16 protein-coding genes and 1 pseudogene are annotated in these 15,781 nt (G+C 59.6%); 8 read left to right on the top strand and 9 right to left on the bottom strand.

Annotated features, from left to right (window positions below):
- Positions 1 to 97 precede the first annotated feature (97 nt).
- Positions 98 to 1,273 (bottom strand): TolC family protein, encoded by a 1,176-nt coding sequence (locus tag VMV64_RS04885; protein ID WP_325328826.1) that lies wholly within the window; start codon positions 1,271 to 1,273, stop codon positions 98 to 100.
- 168 nt (positions 1,274 to 1,441) lie between these two features.
- Between VMV64_RS04885 and VMV64_RS04880 the strand changes: the two genes are divergently transcribed.
- The 4 genes from VMV64_RS04880 (at position 1,442) to VMV64_RS04865 (ending at position 6,413) form a co-directional block, all read left to right on the top strand.
- Positions 1,442 to 2,125, top strand: coding sequence for a response regulator (locus VMV64_RS04880; RefSeq protein WP_325328825.1), 684 nt, complete (start codon positions 1,442 to 1,444; stop codon positions 2,123 to 2,125).
- Positions 2,109 to 3,500, top strand: a complete 1,392-nt coding sequence (locus VMV64_RS04875; protein ID WP_325328824.1) for a sensor histidine kinase — start codon at positions 2,109 to 2,111, stop codon at positions 3,498 to 3,500. Before VMV64_RS04880 ends, VMV64_RS04875 begins: the two co-directional genes overlap by 17 nt.
- A 240-nt stretch (positions 3,501 to 3,740) precedes the next feature.
- Positions 3,741 to 5,864, top strand: coding sequence for a YgiQ family radical SAM protein (locus tag VMV64_RS04870; protein ID WP_325328823.1), 2,124 nt, complete (start codon positions 3,741 to 3,743; stop codon positions 5,862 to 5,864).
- Between the two features lie 156 nt (positions 5,865 to 6,020).
- Complete coding sequence (locus VMV64_RS04865) at positions 6,021 to 6,413, top strand: PilZ domain-containing protein (RefSeq protein WP_325328822.1); 393 nt, start codon at positions 6,021 to 6,023, stop codon at positions 6,411 to 6,413.
- Positions 6,414 to 6,419: 6 nt separating this feature from the next.
- Here the strand turns inward: VMV64_RS04865 and VMV64_RS04860 are convergent, their stop codons facing one another.
- Positions 6,420 to 6,752, bottom strand: coding sequence for a hypothetical protein (locus VMV64_RS04860; RefSeq protein WP_325328821.1), 333 nt, complete (start codon positions 6,750 to 6,752; stop codon positions 6,420 to 6,422).
- A gap of 352 nt (positions 6,753 to 7,104) precedes the next feature.
- Between VMV64_RS04860 and VMV64_RS04855 the strand changes: the two genes are divergently transcribed.
- Positions 7,105 to 8,676, top strand: a complete 1,572-nt coding sequence (locus VMV64_RS04855; protein WP_325328820.1) for a peptide chain release factor 3 — start codon at positions 7,105 to 7,107, stop codon at positions 8,674 to 8,676.
- A gap of 35 nt (positions 8,677 to 8,711) precedes the next feature.
- On the opposite strand, the gene VMV64_RS04850 is transcribed toward VMV64_RS04855, so the two are convergent.
- Positions 8,712 to 9,215, bottom strand: a complete 504-nt coding sequence (locus VMV64_RS04850; protein WP_325328819.1) for a YHS domain-containing protein — start codon at positions 9,213 to 9,215, stop codon at positions 8,712 to 8,714.
- Positions 9,216 to 9,369: 154 nt separating this feature from the next.
- Between VMV64_RS04850 and VMV64_RS04845 the strand changes: the two genes are divergently transcribed.
- Both VMV64_RS04845 and VMV64_RS04840 read left to right on the top strand, forming a co-directional pair.
- Positions 9,370 to 9,831 (top strand): hypothetical protein, encoded by a 462-nt coding sequence (locus VMV64_RS04845; protein WP_325328818.1) that lies wholly within the window; start codon positions 9,370 to 9,372, stop codon positions 9,829 to 9,831.
- A gap of 71 nt (positions 9,832 to 9,902) precedes the next feature.
- Entirely contained in the window at positions 9,903 to 10,559 is a 657-nt protein-coding gene (locus tag VMV64_RS04840; RefSeq protein WP_325328817.1) for a YIP1 family protein, read from the top strand.
- Between the two features lie 87 nt (positions 10,560 to 10,646).
- Here the strand turns inward: VMV64_RS04840 and VMV64_RS04835 are convergent.
- The 3 genes and pseudogenes from VMV64_RS04835 to hslO all read right to left on the bottom strand — a co-directional run.
- Positions 10,647 to 10,976 (bottom strand): annotated as a pseudogene (locus tag VMV64_RS04835) (RNA-binding S4 domain-containing protein); the annotation flags it as partial.
- 174 nt (positions 10,977 to 11,150) lie between these two features.
- Positions 11,151 to 12,482 (bottom strand): hypothetical protein, encoded by a 1,332-nt coding sequence (locus VMV64_RS04830; protein ID WP_325328816.1) that lies wholly within the window; start codon positions 12,480 to 12,482, stop codon positions 11,151 to 11,153.
- A gap of 213 nt (positions 12,483 to 12,695) precedes the next feature.
- Positions 12,696 to 13,556 carry an Hsp33 family molecular chaperone HslO gene (hslO, locus tag VMV64_RS04825; RefSeq protein ID WP_325328815.1) on the bottom strand — a complete coding sequence of 287 codons (861 nt, stop codon included), beginning with the start codon at positions 13,554 to 13,556 and terminating at the stop codon, positions 12,696 to 12,698.
- 92 nt (positions 13,557 to 13,648) lie between these two features.
- Between hslO and VMV64_RS04820 the strand changes: the two genes are divergently transcribed.
- Complete coding sequence (locus VMV64_RS04820; RefSeq protein WP_325328814.1) at positions 13,649 to 13,849, top strand: hypothetical protein; 201 nt, start codon at positions 13,649 to 13,651, stop codon at positions 13,847 to 13,849.
- Positions 13,850 to 13,853: 4 nt separating this feature from the next.
- Here VMV64_RS04820 and VMV64_RS04815 read toward each other — a convergent pair whose 3' ends face one another.
- The 3 genes from VMV64_RS04815 to gluQRS form a co-directional block, all read right to left on the bottom strand.
- Complete coding sequence (locus VMV64_RS04815; RefSeq protein ID WP_325328813.1) at positions 13,854 to 14,309, bottom strand: hypothetical protein; 456 nt, start codon at positions 14,307 to 14,309, stop codon at positions 13,854 to 13,856.
- A 21-nt stretch (positions 14,310 to 14,330) separates the two neighbouring features.
- Positions 14,331 to 14,558: a hypothetical protein gene (locus VMV64_RS04810; protein ID WP_325328812.1), complete on the bottom strand. Its 228-nt coding sequence runs from the start codon at positions 14,556 to 14,558 to the stop codon at positions 14,331 to 14,333.
- 304 nt (positions 14,559 to 14,862) lie between these two features.
- Positions 14,863 to 15,780 carry a tRNA glutamyl-Q(34) synthetase GluQRS gene (gluQRS, locus tag VMV64_RS04805; RefSeq protein WP_325328811.1) on the bottom strand — a complete coding sequence of 306 codons (918 nt, stop codon included), beginning with the start codon at positions 15,778 to 15,780 and terminating at the stop codon, positions 14,863 to 14,865.
- Between the last annotated feature and the right edge of the window lies 1 nt (position 15,781).

Genomic DNA, 15,781 nt, shown 5'->3' with positions numbered 1-15,781 from the left:
TTTACCTCACCCAAAAGGTGATTGGGATGAGAATGGTAACTCATTGATAATCTGTGTATATCTGTGTTAATCCGTGGCTGAACTGCTTTTTTTAGGTTCATTGCAAATTTTCCTGTGTGGCCGCGCGCCATGAAGCAAGCGCCTTGGCATAGTCGGCCCGGGATGTAGCCGATTCAATCTGGATCAATTTAAGTGTGCGCCGGGCATCCAGCAGGTCCATCACACCCATGGCACCATGGCCGAATGCAAATTCAGCCGCCCGCGACGAGCGCTCGGCTTCGGCCAGCAGACTGTCTTCGAAGCGCCGCCCACGTTCGATCGCGGCTTCCAGGTCGGTTCGGGCCTTGAAAATCTCGCTTTGCGCCAGACCGCGGACTTGTTCCAGTCCATCACGGGCCATCTGCAGTTCAGCTTCGGCCCGGCGAATCTCGCCTTCATACTGGTGATTGACAAACAATGGAATGCTCACCCCGACTCCATAAGTGTTGGCTGGCGGGTAATGCTCGAACTGGAGACCGACGGTGACATCGCGTGTCTTAAGCGAGCGAGCAAGATCGCGCACGGACTCAGCGGCATGCACACGGGACGCCGCCGCCTGAACATCGGCCCGGCCATCGACCCGTGCATCAAACGACGCAACGGCGGAAATCGCTGGCCAGGCATCCGCAGCATTCAATGAGCGGGCCTCTCGCTCCGCACCGATCAGGTAGGCCAGCACGATTTGCGCCTTTTCAAAATCGGCCACGGCCTGACGTGACTCATTCTCGGCGCGCAATGCTTCCACCCGGATACGCGATACATCCGAGGCGGACAAATCGCCAGCCTTGAGACGCAGTTCAGCCGCATGGAGGGTCTTTTGATAGAGGACGATATTTTCTTCGGCAATGTGGCGTTTTTCCTGGGCCAGCATCAGGTCGTAATAAGCCTGGTGCAGGGCAAAACGCTGGCTGCGGATGCTCTCGGCAAAATCGCGACGCGACGCATCCAGCCTGGCTTCCGCCGTCCTGGTACGCAGTTCACGTTTACTGCCGCGCTCGATCAGCTGGTCAACCCGGAAAATCGTGTCCATCTGCTTGTCGCGCAACGCACCCGATCCGATGCCTGCACTCGGGTTGATCGAGGCCGTATTGATGGATAGCTGTGGGTTGGGGCGCTGAGCCGCGCCTACCCTGTCCGCTTCGGCGCCTGCCACGGCATCGTTGGCAAGCTTCAACGCCCGGTTGCGTTCAGCCCACAACGCCTCCGCATCGTGCAGAGACAGCTGCGAAAACACTGGACTATGGCCCGCTGGAGCCACAGACTCCGAAGCGTGAACGGCGCATGGCATAAACAGGGCTAAAATTAGCCCTGTCTGTATAAAATAGTGATCTTTCCTTATCATTGCGACCTTTCTCCAAGCGCGCTATTGTCATCACAAAACCTGACTGGAAACTGACAACAAATGCGAATTCTCATCGTCGAGGACGACACCCTGCTGGCCGACGGCATTATTTGTTACCTCAAGCAGGCCGGCTATGCCGTGGATCTCGCCCAGAACGGCGAGCAGGCTGACTCTTGGCTGGCGAGCGAGCACTATGACCTGGCTATTCTCGACCTTGGCCTGCCTAAACTGGACGGTACCGAAGTGCTGCGCAAGCTGAGACGGCGCGGACAAACCCTCCCGGTGTTGATCCTGACTGCGCGCGACGCACTGCAGGATCGGGTGGCAGGACTTGATCTGGGTGCCGACGACTACATCATCAAGCCTATCGCCCTGGCTGAACTGGAAGCGAGGATACGGGCGCTGGTCCGACGCGGCCAATCTGGCGGCAACCCGCAGATTAGTCACGGCCCGCTGCTGCTCGACACCTCGGCCAAGCGAGTGTGGCTGAACGACGTACCGCTGGAGCTGCCGGCGCGGGAGTGGAGCGTGCTGGAGTTCTTGCTTCCGCGCGCAGGGCGCATCGTTAGCAAGGAGCAGATTTTGCAATCGCTATGCGGCTGGGATGAGGAAATCAGCACCAATGCTGTCGAAGCCTATATCTCGCGCCTGCGCGCCAAGCTGGAACCGGCGGGAGTGCATATTCGCACCGTGCGCGGGCTGGGTTACCTACTGGAAAAACCGAGCAATGAAATCCGGCCATAGCCTGCGCCAGTTGTTGCTGGGCTGGTTGCTGCCGCCATTGGTGCTATTGCTGGTGGCAGGGGCGATAGCCGCTTATCAGATCACCCTAAGCGCCGCCACGCAGGCTTATGATCGGGCATTGCTGGACGGCGCGCTCGCCCTCGCCAAGCAAATCAGAATCGAGAACGGCCAGACCGTACTTGACCTGCCCCCGGTTGCCCAGCAGGTGTTGCTGACCGACAAATACGACCATATTTATTACCTGGTGCAAGGACCCAACGGCGAATTCATTGCCGGCCACAAGGGGCTGCCCCTGCCCGAGGAAAGCCCATTGGAAGAGAACCGGGTCTACTACGATGGGTTTTTTCACGGCGAGCAGGTACGTATCGCAGCCTTGTTCGTCCCCTCCGAGACGGGTCAGGTTCGCGTGCTGATTGCAGAAACCCTGATCAAGCGCAACAAGCTGATCTGGGAAATCCTTCTTGGCATGCTGGTGCCGGAAATCCTGCTGGTAGTCGCAACAATCGGGCTGGTATGGTTTGGCGTCAAGCGCGGCCTCGCTCCCATCGAGCGCCTGCGCAAGGAAATTGCCGCTCGTTCACAGCACGACCTGCGCCCGGTTCAGGGAGAGAATGCCCCAACCGAGGTGCAGCCGATGATAGAAGCGCTGAACGCCCTGCTGCAAAAGCTGGACACGGCACTGGGCGCCCAGCAGCGCTTCATCTCCGATGCCGCCCACCAGTTGCGCACGCCCCTGGCCGCTCTGCAAACCCAGGTTGACCTTGCGCTGCACCAGAAAAACGATGGCGATCTGCGCCTGACGCTGCAACATCTGTTTGCTGCCACGGAGCGCACTGTCCACCTCGCCAACCAGCTTCTGACGCTGGCGCGTGCAGAGCCCGCCGGGCACCTGCCGGGTGAAATGCAGCCGGTCGATTTGAGCCAGATCGCCCAGGAATGTGCCGAAGAGTGGGTGCCGAGGGCGCTGGCAAAGAATATTGACCTCGGCTTCGAGCTGGAATCCGCACGGATTATCGGCATTCCACTGCTGATCCGTGAACTGCTCGCCAACCTGCTCGACAACGCCATCCGCTACACGCCGGCGGGAGGGAACATTACAGTGCGCGCCATGGTGCAAGGCAATGCATCGGTGCTGGAAGTGGAGGACAACGGTCCCGGCATTCCGGCAAGCGATGCTGACGCGGTATTCGAACGCTTTTACCGGATCAAGGGTAGCCCTGGCGACGGCTGCGGCCTGGGGTTGGCTATCGTCAGGGAAATCGCCCGCACCCACAATGCCACGGTAGAGCCGAAAACCCCGCCAACCGGCCAGGGCACGCTGATGCGGGTGATTTTCCCCGTTCTCCCCGACTCCCTTCCGGGTAAACCAACCTGATCGCAGGTGAACCTTGTCGAATCTGGCGTGTCCATCTCGCCGTTGCTCTTACCTGCGCAATTCCAATTTGTATTCAATCCAACAATAAACAGCAAAAATCTTTCACCGCAAAGGACGCAAGGGACGCGAAGGAAAAGCAATCCGGTTAGCATGTCTGAGGGGTTGGCTTTTCCTTTGCGAACCTTTGCGTCCTTTGCGGTTAGTGCTTTTCTGATCGAGAAATGGAATAAAATAGCCTCCATGGAAACCGCCCGCAACATTTTTTCCCATCGTAAATACTGGGCCAAGCGCTTCGGCACTGCACCCGTGCTGCCGATGTCGCGCGCCGAGATGGATCAGCTCGGCTGGGACAGCTGCGACATCGTCCTGATCACCGGTGACGCCTATATCGACCACCCCAGCTTCGGCATGGCACTGGTCGGGCGACTGCTGGAGGCGCAGGGATTCCGCGTCGGCATCATTGCCCAGCCCGACTGGCACAGCCCGAGTGCCTTCAAGGCCTTGGGCAAACCCAACCTGTTTTATGGCGTTACAGCCGGCAACATGGATTCGATGGTCAACCGCTACACCGCCGACCGCAAGATCCGCTCCGACGACGCCTACACGGCTAACGCCGAAGGCAACAAGCGCCCCGATCGGGCGGTGATCGTCTATTCTCAGCGTTGCCGCGAGGCCTATGCCGACGTGCCGGTGGTGATTGGCGGCATCGAGGCATCACTTCGCCGCATTGCCCATTTCGACTACTGGTCGGACAAGGTGCGCCGCTCCATCCTGCCCGATTCCAAGGCCGATATCCTGCTTTACGGCAATGCCGAACGGGCGCTGGTGGACCTGGCGCACCGTTTGGCCAAGGGCGAGCCCATCGCCAGCATCACCGACCTGCGCGGCACCGCCATCTTGCGCAAGGGCATTCCCGAAGGCCGGCACGAAATCGACTCGACCTCGGTGGATACGCCCGGCAAGGTGACGCCACATCCCAACCCCTACGCAGAAACGTCAGTGACAGCCTGCGCAACCGAAGGCGAACAGCAAACGGTGGTGCAATTTCACCCGCCGAAGAAAGCGGATCGCACTCATAGCGTCATCCGTCTGCCCTCCTTCGAACAGGTGCGCGACGATCCGGTGCTGTATGCCCATGCCAACCGCCTGCTGCACCTTGAGGCCAACCCCGGCAATGCCCGGGTGCTGGTTCAGGCCCACGGCGACCGCGACGTATGGATCAATCCTCCGCCGATCCCGCTTACTACCGAAGAGCTGGATGGCGTCTACGACCTGCCCTACAACCGCCGCCCGCATCCGGCCTACGGCGAGGCGAAGATTCCGGCCTACGAAATGATCCGCTTCTCGGTCAACATCATGCGCGGTTGCTTCGGCGGCTGTACCTTCTGCTCTATCACCGAGCACGAAGGGCGCATCATCCAGAACCGCTCGGAAGCCTCGATCCTGCACGAGGTCGAGGAAATCCGCGACAAGACGCCGGGCTTCACCGGCATCATCTCCGACCTGGGCGGCCCCACCGCCAACATGTACCGGCTGCACTGCAAGGACCCGAAGATCGAATCTGCCTGCCGCCGGCTTTCCTGCGTCTTCCCGGACATCTGTGAAAACATGGGCACCGACCATGGCCCCCTGATCCAGATCTACCGCAAAGCACGGACGCTGCCCGGCATCAAGAAAATCCTGATCAGCTCGGGCGTGCGCTACGATCTCGCCGTGAAGTCGCCGGAATACGTCAAGGAACTGGTCAGCCACCACGTCGGCGGCTATCTCAAGATCGCGCCGGAGCACATCGCCGAAGGGCCATTGTCGAAGATGATGAAGCCGGGCATGGGCGCCTATTACAAGTTCAAGGAACTGTTCGAGAAGTTTTCCAAAGAGGCCGGCAAGGAACAGTACCTGATCCCCTACTTCATTTCCGCCCACCCCGGCACCACCGACGAGGACATGCTGGAGCTGGCGCTGTGGCTCAAGGCCAACAATTTCCGCCTGGACCAGGTGCAGAACTTCACCCCCACGCCGATGGCGATGGCCACCGCCATGTACCATACCGGCAGGAGCCCGCTGCGCAAGGTCGACCGCCAGGGCGAAGAAGTGCCGATTCCGAAAAGCGGCAGGGCAAGGCGGTTGCACAAGGCCTTTTTGCGTTACCACGATCCCGAGAACTGGCCGCTCTTGCGCGAGGCGCTCAAGCAGATGGGCCGCGCCGACCTGATCGGCGGCAGCAAGAAGCACCTGGTGCCGGCCTGGCAACCGGCGGGAACAGGGCATTCGCAGGCGGGAAGCCGCCGTCCCGAAACCGGCAGAGGCACTGCCCGCACCCAGCACACCCTGGATCGACCGCGAGCCGCCCGCCGTACCAAATAACGCAACCTCCCCGCCCGCAAAAAAATCACCCCGGCATATTGCCGAATGGATTTTTTTGCTCTAAACTTTACCACCATATGTTGATATAAATAAAAACATCCTACCCATATATTGTGGTCGGGGAATAACAAACAAAATCAACCATGGAGGCGTTTCATGCCACAACCCAAGGTGCCTTTCGCGGAAGATCCATCGTCCGCACAGGAAGACCAGCCCGCCAGACTCCGGCTCCTTCCCGGCGGTCGACGGCAACACAAAGGCGAGATGCGTAATGCGCGACGCATCCCCATCAAGTGTCAGGTAAAAATCCGGGTTACGGAAAACGGTGAAACCGTCTATGGCACCACCAAGGATCTGAGCGTCGATGGCGTTTCACTGGTAACCGACTATGTCCCGCGCTTTGGCCAGCTGCTCGACATCCACGTGCTTCCTCCCCATGGCTCGACCATCAAGCCGCTTCGCGCACTGGTCCAGGTCAGGCGCTGCGTCCGGGTGGAAAACAGCCGCAGCTATGAAATCGGCACGGTGATTTTGAAAATCCGTGAATAAGGCCGGTTAACCTTCTTCATCCAGTGTGGTGACGATATCGCTACCGCGCCGCTTGTTCTTCCTTCTCTCCACGGCGCTGCGGGTATCCAGAAAAGGATGCCCGTGCTGCAGGCGGCGGCACCATTCACGACGATCACTTTTAGTGCGTTTCTCCTGTCGCACAGCCGTGGGCCCGCTCGCCGCCTCTTCAGCCCTTGCCTTTGGCCCGAAGTGCTGGATCACCCGAGGCGCACGCGTGCGCGGCTCCACCGGCCGAACCGGCCGGATAGCCCTGATCGGGCGTGGCCCCTCTTCTTCCTTCACCGAGGGAAGCGGCGGAAGGCTGGGTACATAACGCATCACAAAATCCTTTGAACTCCCGACTTTAAATATAGTCCTATGCAGGCTGTCTATCAACCCGATAAAACGCTATAATTCCGCCTCTTTTACTTTCCAAAACAGCCTGTTGCCGTGATCCTAGAAACCTTAGTTGACCGCTAGCTAGGATATTTAACAGCGTGATTTCAATAAACTTTTTCATGATTTACCGTTTCGCCCGATTGGTGAACCCGCTACGAAGTGGATTGCACGGTTTTTGCGGCGCATGGCGGTGTTGCAACTCCTTGGAATGGAACAGCCATTCCGCGTCGTTGCGCCTTGCCCTGCACCCCAAAAACCGCACACTCCACCCCGTCCAACTGAGGTTTCTAGGATGACCCTGCAAGAAGAAATTCGCCGCCGCCGCACCTTCGCCATCATTTCCCATCCCGATGCCGGCAAAACCACGTTGACCGAGAAAATGCTCTGGTTCGGCGGCGCGATCCAGATGGCGGGCGCGGTGCGTGCGCGCAAGGCCGACCGCCACGCGGTGTCGGACTGGATGGAGCTGGAGAAGCAGCGCGGCATTTCGGTGACCTCGTCGGTGATGCAGTTTCCTTACCGCGACTGCATCGTCAACCTGCTCGACACCCCCGGCCACGAGGATTTTTCCGAGGACACCTACCGCACCCTGACGGCGGTGGATTCGGCGGTGATGGTGATCGATTCGGTGAACGGCGTCGAGGCCCAGACCATCAAGCTGCTCAACGTCTGCCGCCTGCGCGACACGCCCATCCTCACCTTCATCAACAAGCTCGACCGCGAAGGCAAGGAACCCATCGACCTGCTCGACGAAATCGAGTCGGTGCTGCAAATCCAGTGCGCGCCGATGACTTGGCCGATCGGCATGGGCAAGCGCTTCCGCGGCACCTACCACCTTTACAACGACGTCGTTTCGGTATTCGACCCGAACGCCGAGAAAGGTACCTCGGAAACCATTCAGGGCATAGCCAATCCGCGCCTGGACGAGCTGATCGGCGACCAGGCCGACGAGCTGCGCATCGACATCGAACTGGTGCGCGGCGCTTCCCACACCTTCGACCGCGAGGCCTATCTCGCCGGCAAGCAGACGCCGGTGTTCTTCGGCTCGGCGATGAACAACTTCGGTGTGCAGTCCTTGCTGGATGCCATCGTCGAGCTCTCCCCCGCGCCCCTGGCGCGCCCGGCGCAAAGTCGCGCGGTGGAGCCCGACGAACCCAAATTCAGCGGCTTCGTGTTCAAGATCCAGGCCAACATGGATCCCAAGCACCGCGACCGCATCGCTTTCATCCGCATCTGCTCCGGGCGCTTCGACCGCGGCATGAAACTCAAGCAGGTGGTGAGCGGCAAACTGTTCACGGTGAGCAACGCCATCACCTTCATGGCACAGGACCGCAATACCGCCGACGAGGCCTACGCCGGCGACATCATCGGCATCCCCAACCACGGCACGATCAAGCTGGGAGATGCCTTCAGCGAAGGCGAGGACCTGAAATTCACCGGCATTCCTTCCTTTGCGCCGGAAATCTTCCGCCGCGCCCGGATCAGGAACCCGCTGAAGATGAAGCAGTTGCAGAAGGGCCTGCACCAGTTGGCAGAAGAAGGCGCGACCCAGCTGTTCCGGCCAATCGCCAGCAACGACCTGATACTGGGCGCGGTCGGCATGCTCCAGTTTGACGTGGTGGCGCACCGCCTGCAATTCGAATATGGGGTTGACGTGCTGTTCGAGCCTTACGATGTCGCCACCGCGCGCTGGCTGCGCGGCCCGGAGGCGGAGCTGAAGAAGCTCGCCGACAAGCACGGCTTCAATGTCGCGCTGGATGGCGCCGACGATTACGTCTACCTGGCGCCGAACCGCGTCAATCTGAACCTGACCCAGGAACGGTTTCCCGAGATCAAATTTCTGGAAACGCGGGAGATTTTCTAGACAACCTCACTCGCACGCCGCTTGTTTGCAACGGGCTAGCGCCCGCCGCCGTAAACATGCGGCTCTTGAACTTCCAGGTTTCCAACCTCGCATTCTTCCTGATAATGGACGAATGCGTAGCGAATCCGCTCCAGCCAGCCATTCCCCAGACAAAGACATATCTCGGCGATTTTCGCCTCGATTTGTTCAGCCGACACCAGCAACAAATCGTAGGTGATCTCTACCTTGTCACCCTCGGCAAAAACCTTCTTCACGCCTGTCATGGTTGCCAGCGCGTCGCTCAGGAGCGAAGCCTGTTCGGATGAAAGTGCAGGATCCAGATGCAAGAGGCGGCGCTTCAGCACTTCCCTTCCCTCCTGCTTCGGCGCCTTGCGTCCAGGCAAGCCCACATACAGGTGGGGATGCGCGACAAAACGATCCCGGCATTGTTGCGAACAGAACGCATAATGGATGCTCAAATAGACAGTTTCATTCTGGAGGGCAGGCACCTCCGCTCCGCATACAGGGTCTATCCGATGGTCATTGCGCGTGGTCATCATCCCATTTCGCCTCTTACGCCCAGCCCGAAAGCATCGCTTTCACCCCACAGTATAGACACTCCCTGTGGCCCATATATTGACCCTCCGGTTCCGGAGGAAACTTTTCCGGCCATCATGCGCCTAATGATTTGTGCTCCCCGATAAAGGAATTGCCATGTTCAAGCGCATCCTTCCCTACCTGATCCTGATTGTACTTTCTTTCTCATTCCCCCACGCGGGTTGGACTGTTGAAGCGCAGAACGGTTTCCGCGGCATCACTTGGGGAACACCGCTGTCAAAATTGACTGGCATGGTCGCTGCCGACGACTCCGGACAGGTGAAATACTACCGCCGGACCGGCGACCCATTGAACCTCGGCGAAGCGGAACTGAAGCGGCTTTCCTACGGCTTTTACCGGGGAAAATTCTATTCCGTGCTGATTGAATTCGAAGGCAGGGCGAATTTTGAAAAAGCCAAAACCCACCTTTTGGCGACCTATGGAGAAACCGCCAGGATCGGTAGCGCCGGGACGAGCTATATGTGGGAAACCGCCGACGGCGCCTCGGTTAATCTCAAGTACAGTGAAGTCGCTCAAAAGGGCTATGTATTTTTCTTCAACCGGAACATTGCCAAATAGCAGCAACCACGTCAAAACCGCATAACGCCTATGATCCTGAATAAATCTAACCGACCATTGGAGGTGCAATTATGAAAACGCTTCATTTCCCTCACATTCATGGATGGAACTCTCTGGCCCGCAGCCATATGCCGGTGGCCGCGATGTTCTTTTTCTACGTGCTGCCGATGTCTCTCATCCCCCCTCTAATGTTGTATTACGCGGGAACGGCCTACCACGACAATCTGCTGCCGGCACTGACCCTGACCGCCCGCCAACTGCAAATCCTCAGCGGGGTGTTCTTTGTCGCCGAGTTGGCAGGCGTTTTCCTGATGGCAGGAGCCATCGAGTTTATGGCCAACACCGAATTAAAAGTGATGCACAGCCGGCAAAAACTGCTGAAATATCCGGCAGAAACACCGACCTTGGGCACGCCGGCAGATGTGCCCCGAGTGGAATACCACGATGCCTTCATGCTGGCGGCCGTAGCGCCCACGCCGTTGTGGCTGGCGCCGCTCATTTTGTTCGTCCCGAACTTCATGATCGACACGACCATTGGGGCATTGGCCCTGCTCGCCGCCGCATTGATCCTCTACTATGCGACTCCCGCGATCCTCAAGCTCGATGAAAAAGGCGAAGGGGCTTTATTCCGTTACATAATGATCACCGGCGGCATGGTGGCATGGGCGGCGATGATGTACCTTACCCTGATCACCTGGAGCATGGTGACATCCACCTGGTCGTTCTAGCAAGCCGGTTGCTCTCGACCATAAAAAAGGAAGGCCGCGATGCCTTCCTTTTTTCATTTCGGCGCGGGCGTGCAGGTTGCAGAGATGCTAGCCTTCAGTAAAGCGGACGATGTGACGCCGGTCGCGCTTGGTGGGGCGTCCCTGGCGCACCTCGCCATGAATGGCCTCCGCCTTCAACTGCGCTGCCAGCGCCTCGCGCGCAGAGCGGCTTTCGCCGGTTTCCTGATAAAGCTTCACCGCCTCGCTGGCTGGGCCGCGGCGGGGGGAAAGGCCGCATACGACGACGATGAACTGGAACGGACCTAGTCTAATTTCGAGCGTGTCGCCGATGCTGACGGTTTTCGCCGGCTTGACGCGCACCCCGTTGAGATGCGCCTTGCCGCCTTCGACCGCCTCCGCCGCCAGCGAGCGCGTCTTGAAAAAACGCGCCGCCCTGCGCCGCTTTCATTTGTAGAACTATTCATTAAAATCTTTCACCGCAAAGGACGCCAAGGTTCGCGAAGGAAAACAATCAGATCGATCTGGTTTTGATGTTGGTTTACTTTGCGAACCTTGGCGTCCTTTGCGGTAAATGCTCTAAGAGTTGAAAAATCAGGCTGCGCCGCCGCTCACCTTGATTCGTTCCAGGACCAGCGCCTGCAACGTGGGGTGCGATACGTCTGCGGCCACGAACCGGACCCGCGCCACCGGTTTTGCTATCCCCACCACCACGGCCAGATTGGCCGGTGTACCCAGCACCACCGCGTCGCACGGCACCCGATCGATGGATAGACGCAGCTCCTCCAGCTGCCCGGCGCTGTAACCCAGGGCGGGCAGCACCAAACCTAGTTGTGGATATTTTTCATACACTTCGCGCAGTGAGCCGACGGCGTAGGGGCGCGGGTCCACCAGATTCGCACCGAGGCGGCGCGCCGCCCAAGCTCCCACCGCCTCGGGCAGGCCGCCGTGGGTGACCGACGGGCCGTCTTCCACCACCAGCACATTCTTGCCGCGCACCAGTTCCGGCTGGTCCAGCGTCGCCTCGGACGCCATCAACACCACCGGCGCGGCGGGGTTGAGCACCTGCGCTGCCGCCCTGGCGCGCTCGACATCAGCCCCGGATGCGGCATTGACCTTATTGATGACGATGATGTCTGCCGCGCGGACGTTGGCCTCTCCCGGGAAATATCCCGCCTCCTCGCCGGGGCGCAATGGGTCGAGCACCACAATCGTGAGATCGGGGCGGTAGAAGGCCATGTCGTTGTTGCCGCCGTCCCACAGGATGACATCTCCCTCGGCCTCGGCGCATGCCAGCACCTGGCCGTAGTCCACGCCGGCGAACACCACGCCGCCCTCGTCGACATGCTGCTGGTATTCTTCCATTTCCTCGACGGTGATGCCGGAGCGAATCACGTCCTCCGTCGTGGCGTAGCGCTCGACCGCTTTGTCGAAGCGGCCATAGGGCATCGGGTGGCGTACCGCCACCGCCTTCCGTCCGGCCTTGGCGAACGCCGCACGCAAATAGCGCGTGACCGTGCTCTTGCCCGCACCGGTGCGGGCTGCAACCACCGCGATCACGGGCTTGCCGGCCTTGAGCATGGTATCGTTCGGCCCGAGCAGGTGAAACGAGGCGCCGCAGGAGAAGGCCAGCGCGGCGAGGTGCATCACCTGCTCGTGGCGCACGTCGCTGTAGGCGAAGAACACGTCCTGCACGCCGAAACGGCGGATCAGGTCGGGCAATTCGCTTTCCGGAAAAATCGGGATGCCGGCGGGATAGCGCGGCCCCGCCAGCGAAGCGGGATAGGTGCGGTGCTCGATGTAGGGAATCTGGGTGGCGGTGAAAGCGGCCACCTCGTAACCGGCATGGTCGCGGAAAAACACGTTGAAATTGTGGAAGTCGCGCCCCGCAGCGCCGAGGATAATGGCTTTCCTTACCGCTGCCATATCAACCTAAAAACCGCCGTTCATTAACCGCAAAGACGCGAAGGCGCAAAGAAATGGGGTAAGCAGGGATGGGCGGCTTGTTGCCCAACTCGCAAAACAAGGGCAGAAAATCCATCTTGTATTCACCCATCCGGTGACTGGGCAGATTCCAATAACACATTGTTTTTCCTTTGCGTTCTTTGCGCCTTTGCGGTTCAAATGCTTTTTCTAGGATCAGTGCCGGGTGTGGCTTGCCGGGCCGGCAACATCACTGGCGAATATCTGCTCCGCATCCACCGCGTCGAACACGTAATGGTGGTTGCAGAATTCGCAGTCGGCCTCGATGTAGCCGACTTCATCCAGCAGGGAGCGAACTTCGTCGTGGCCCAGCATGCGTAAGGTATTGGCAACCCGCTCGCGCGAGCAGGTGCAGCCGAAATGCACCGGCGAGCTGTCGAACAAGCGAATGTCTTCCTCATGGAACAGGCGGTGGATGATCTCGCGCGCCGGCAAATCGAGCAATTCCCGCGGCTTGACGGTGGCGCCGAGAAGCGCAGCGCGGTTCCAGGCATCCGTATCGGCCTCCGGGCCATCGGGCATTTTCTGCAGCAGCATGCCCGCCGCGCCGTGGCTGTCGGCGGCGAGCCAGATCCGCGTATCGAGCTGCTCGGAGCGCTGCATGTAGTTTTCCAGCACGGCCGCCACGCTGCCGCCTTCCAGGTCGACAATGCCCTGATAGGTCTGCCGTCCCTTCTTCGGATCGATGGTGATCACGAACCGCCCTTCACCCACCAGTTCGGGCAGGGCAGCACCTTCGGCCAGATCGCCATCCCAATGAGCCATGGCCCGCATGGTCAGGTCGGCGCCGCATTCCACCACCAGCAGCCTGACCGGCCCGCCGCCCTGAATTTGCATGATCAGCGAACCCGAAAATTTAAGTGTGGCGGAAAGCAGCGCCGCTGCCGCCATCAGCTCGCCGAGCACGCTGCGCAACGCCGGCGGGTAATCGCGCCGATCCAGTACGGCCTTCCAGGTCGCATCCAGATGAATGATCTCTCCGCGCGCCGCGGCGTGCTCGAACATAAAACGTTGCAAGCTGTCAGATTGCTTCAATTTATTCCTCGTGGCAAAAATGCATTTGCATTAAAATCGTGTCATCTTACCGCCTTGACCTCAACGCCTTGAATATGGATCAATCCAAAATCGCCCATTGCATCGAAGTTCTGTGCCGGAAAGGCTGCAAGGAAGTCTCACTGATTATTCGCGCCCTGGAGCGGAGCGAACCCATGGCAGAGGTGCAGGAACTCAACGAGGGCGAACGCCAGGCGGTTCTGCATGAGCTCAAATCCATCATGGCCGTGTATCAGGAAGGTGGCACCTGCTGGTGAAACCCTATTTCTGCCCGGATCTGCGCCTGAACTCAAATCCGGCAATGCCTCTGACAATCTCGCTGTAGGGTAGCTCCTGCAGGCCGCCGAACCGCTCCTGCGCCTCCAGCACCAAACCACGGATATCGTCCACCCGTGCCTCCCCGGCATACTCCGGCTGCAGCGCGGTCTGCAGGCCGAGCAGTCCGCCGCATTGCACTTTCACATACTTGGCATGGGGCAGCACCGCATCGGCATGGGTCAGCTTGAGGGCGAACGCCGCGTTGTGCCGCAGCATCCCGACCAGTAACGAACAATCCCCCTGCGCCTGGGCGTCGCGGCAGTTCACGGTGTCCCGCTCCGCGATATTGACGCGCTTGGCTTCGCGGCAAGTACACCGGCAGATCAGGATCGCCTTTTCGAACGGACAGGCGAGCGGGTTGGTCGCCCGGTAGGCATCCTGAAAAGCTCGCTCGTCCACGACGCCCGATCCGTCGATTACTTAATAATCGTCGCCGGTCATCGGCTCCGGCTCACGAACCTGGTTAAACACGTCTTCGGCTTGCAGTTCGTTCTCGGCGAAAATTACCTTGACCGTGTAATTATCGGTCTCTGTCATGCCGCTACGCACGGATTTGGCAAAAGTGCTGGCCTCCTTGAAATTGGGGAAGGAATCGATCTTCTCCAGCTGTTTGAAGGGGGGAGTGATTTTATATACGAAATAAGGCATGTGCTGCTCCTGACTGTGTCTTGGTGATAATTGGATTATAACGGGCTTGTGACCGCAGGCAAGCCGGTACGGTTCCTTGTGCTGTCCATGCTGCATGTTAAGATTTCCCAATTATTACAAATAAGGCCGCAAAGACTCCAAATCAAGCCATGAACGCGGAAAATTTCCTGGCCATCCAGCGCAGGCCGTGAGGCCATCAACCGCGCAGGAACAGCGCTGCCCGCGTGAAAAATAAAAAATCGCGTTTGCTCTCCTTACCCGTCCGATCACTTTGTCTTGTGAACCCTTTCGGTTATCCAATCACCTATACTCCGGATAGCGACCTCGACCTGACTGCCGGCAGCCTGTCCACATGCCAGCGAGCGATCGCCCACTTCCAGAAATCATCCAGATTGGCGTCCTTCAGCTTCTCCGGCGGCGCCTGGTTGAGGAATGCCAGCACCTCGCACAATTGCACCACCGGGCTGATTCGGTTCACCGCCGGCGCCAGCGTCTGCTTGCTGAGCTTTTCGCCGCGTTGGTTCACCGCCACCGGCAGATGCAGGTAAGCCGGGGTAGGCAGGCTCAATAATTTTTGCAGGTAGATCTGGCGCGGGGTGGAATCGAGCAGATCGGCGCCGCGCACGACGTGGGTGATCCCTTGCTCGGCATCGTCCACCACCACCGCCAACTGGTAGGCGAACAGGCCGTCGGCACGGCGGACGACGAAATCCCCCACCTCCATTGCCAGAATCTGGCTGATGCGCCCCTGCAGCGCATCGTCGAAGCCGACCGGCCTGGAGTCGATGTGCACTCGCATCGCGCGCGGGGCTCGCCCTGCCGGCAAGCCGGCACGGCAAATGCCGGGGTAAACCGGGCCGTCGATGCCGCTGAGGGCGGAATCGGCGATCTCCTTGCGGGTGCAGGCGCAGGGGTAAACTGCGTCGAGCCGTTCCAGCTCGGCCAGGGCGGCGCTGTAGGCCTCGTTGCGGGCACTCTGGACCATCACCTCCCCGTCCCAGTGCAGCCCGAGGGCGTCGAGCGTGCGCAGGATATCGTCCGCCGCCCCGGGCACTGAACGGGGCAGATCGAGGTCCTCCATCCGCACCAGCCACTCGCCGCCACGGCTGCGCGCTTCGAGAAAACTGCCGACCGCCGCCACCAGCGAGCCGAAATGCAGTGGACCGGTCGGCGAAGGCGCGAAGCGGCCGCGGTAACGAGTAAGGGGTTTATCTTCTGGCATC

Source organism: Sulfuricella sp. (assembly GCF_035531155.1).
GTDB lineage: Bacteria > Pseudomonadota > Gammaproteobacteria > Burkholderiales > Sulfuricellaceae > Sulfuricella.
This window is presented reverse-complemented; position numbering and strand designations above follow the sequence as displayed.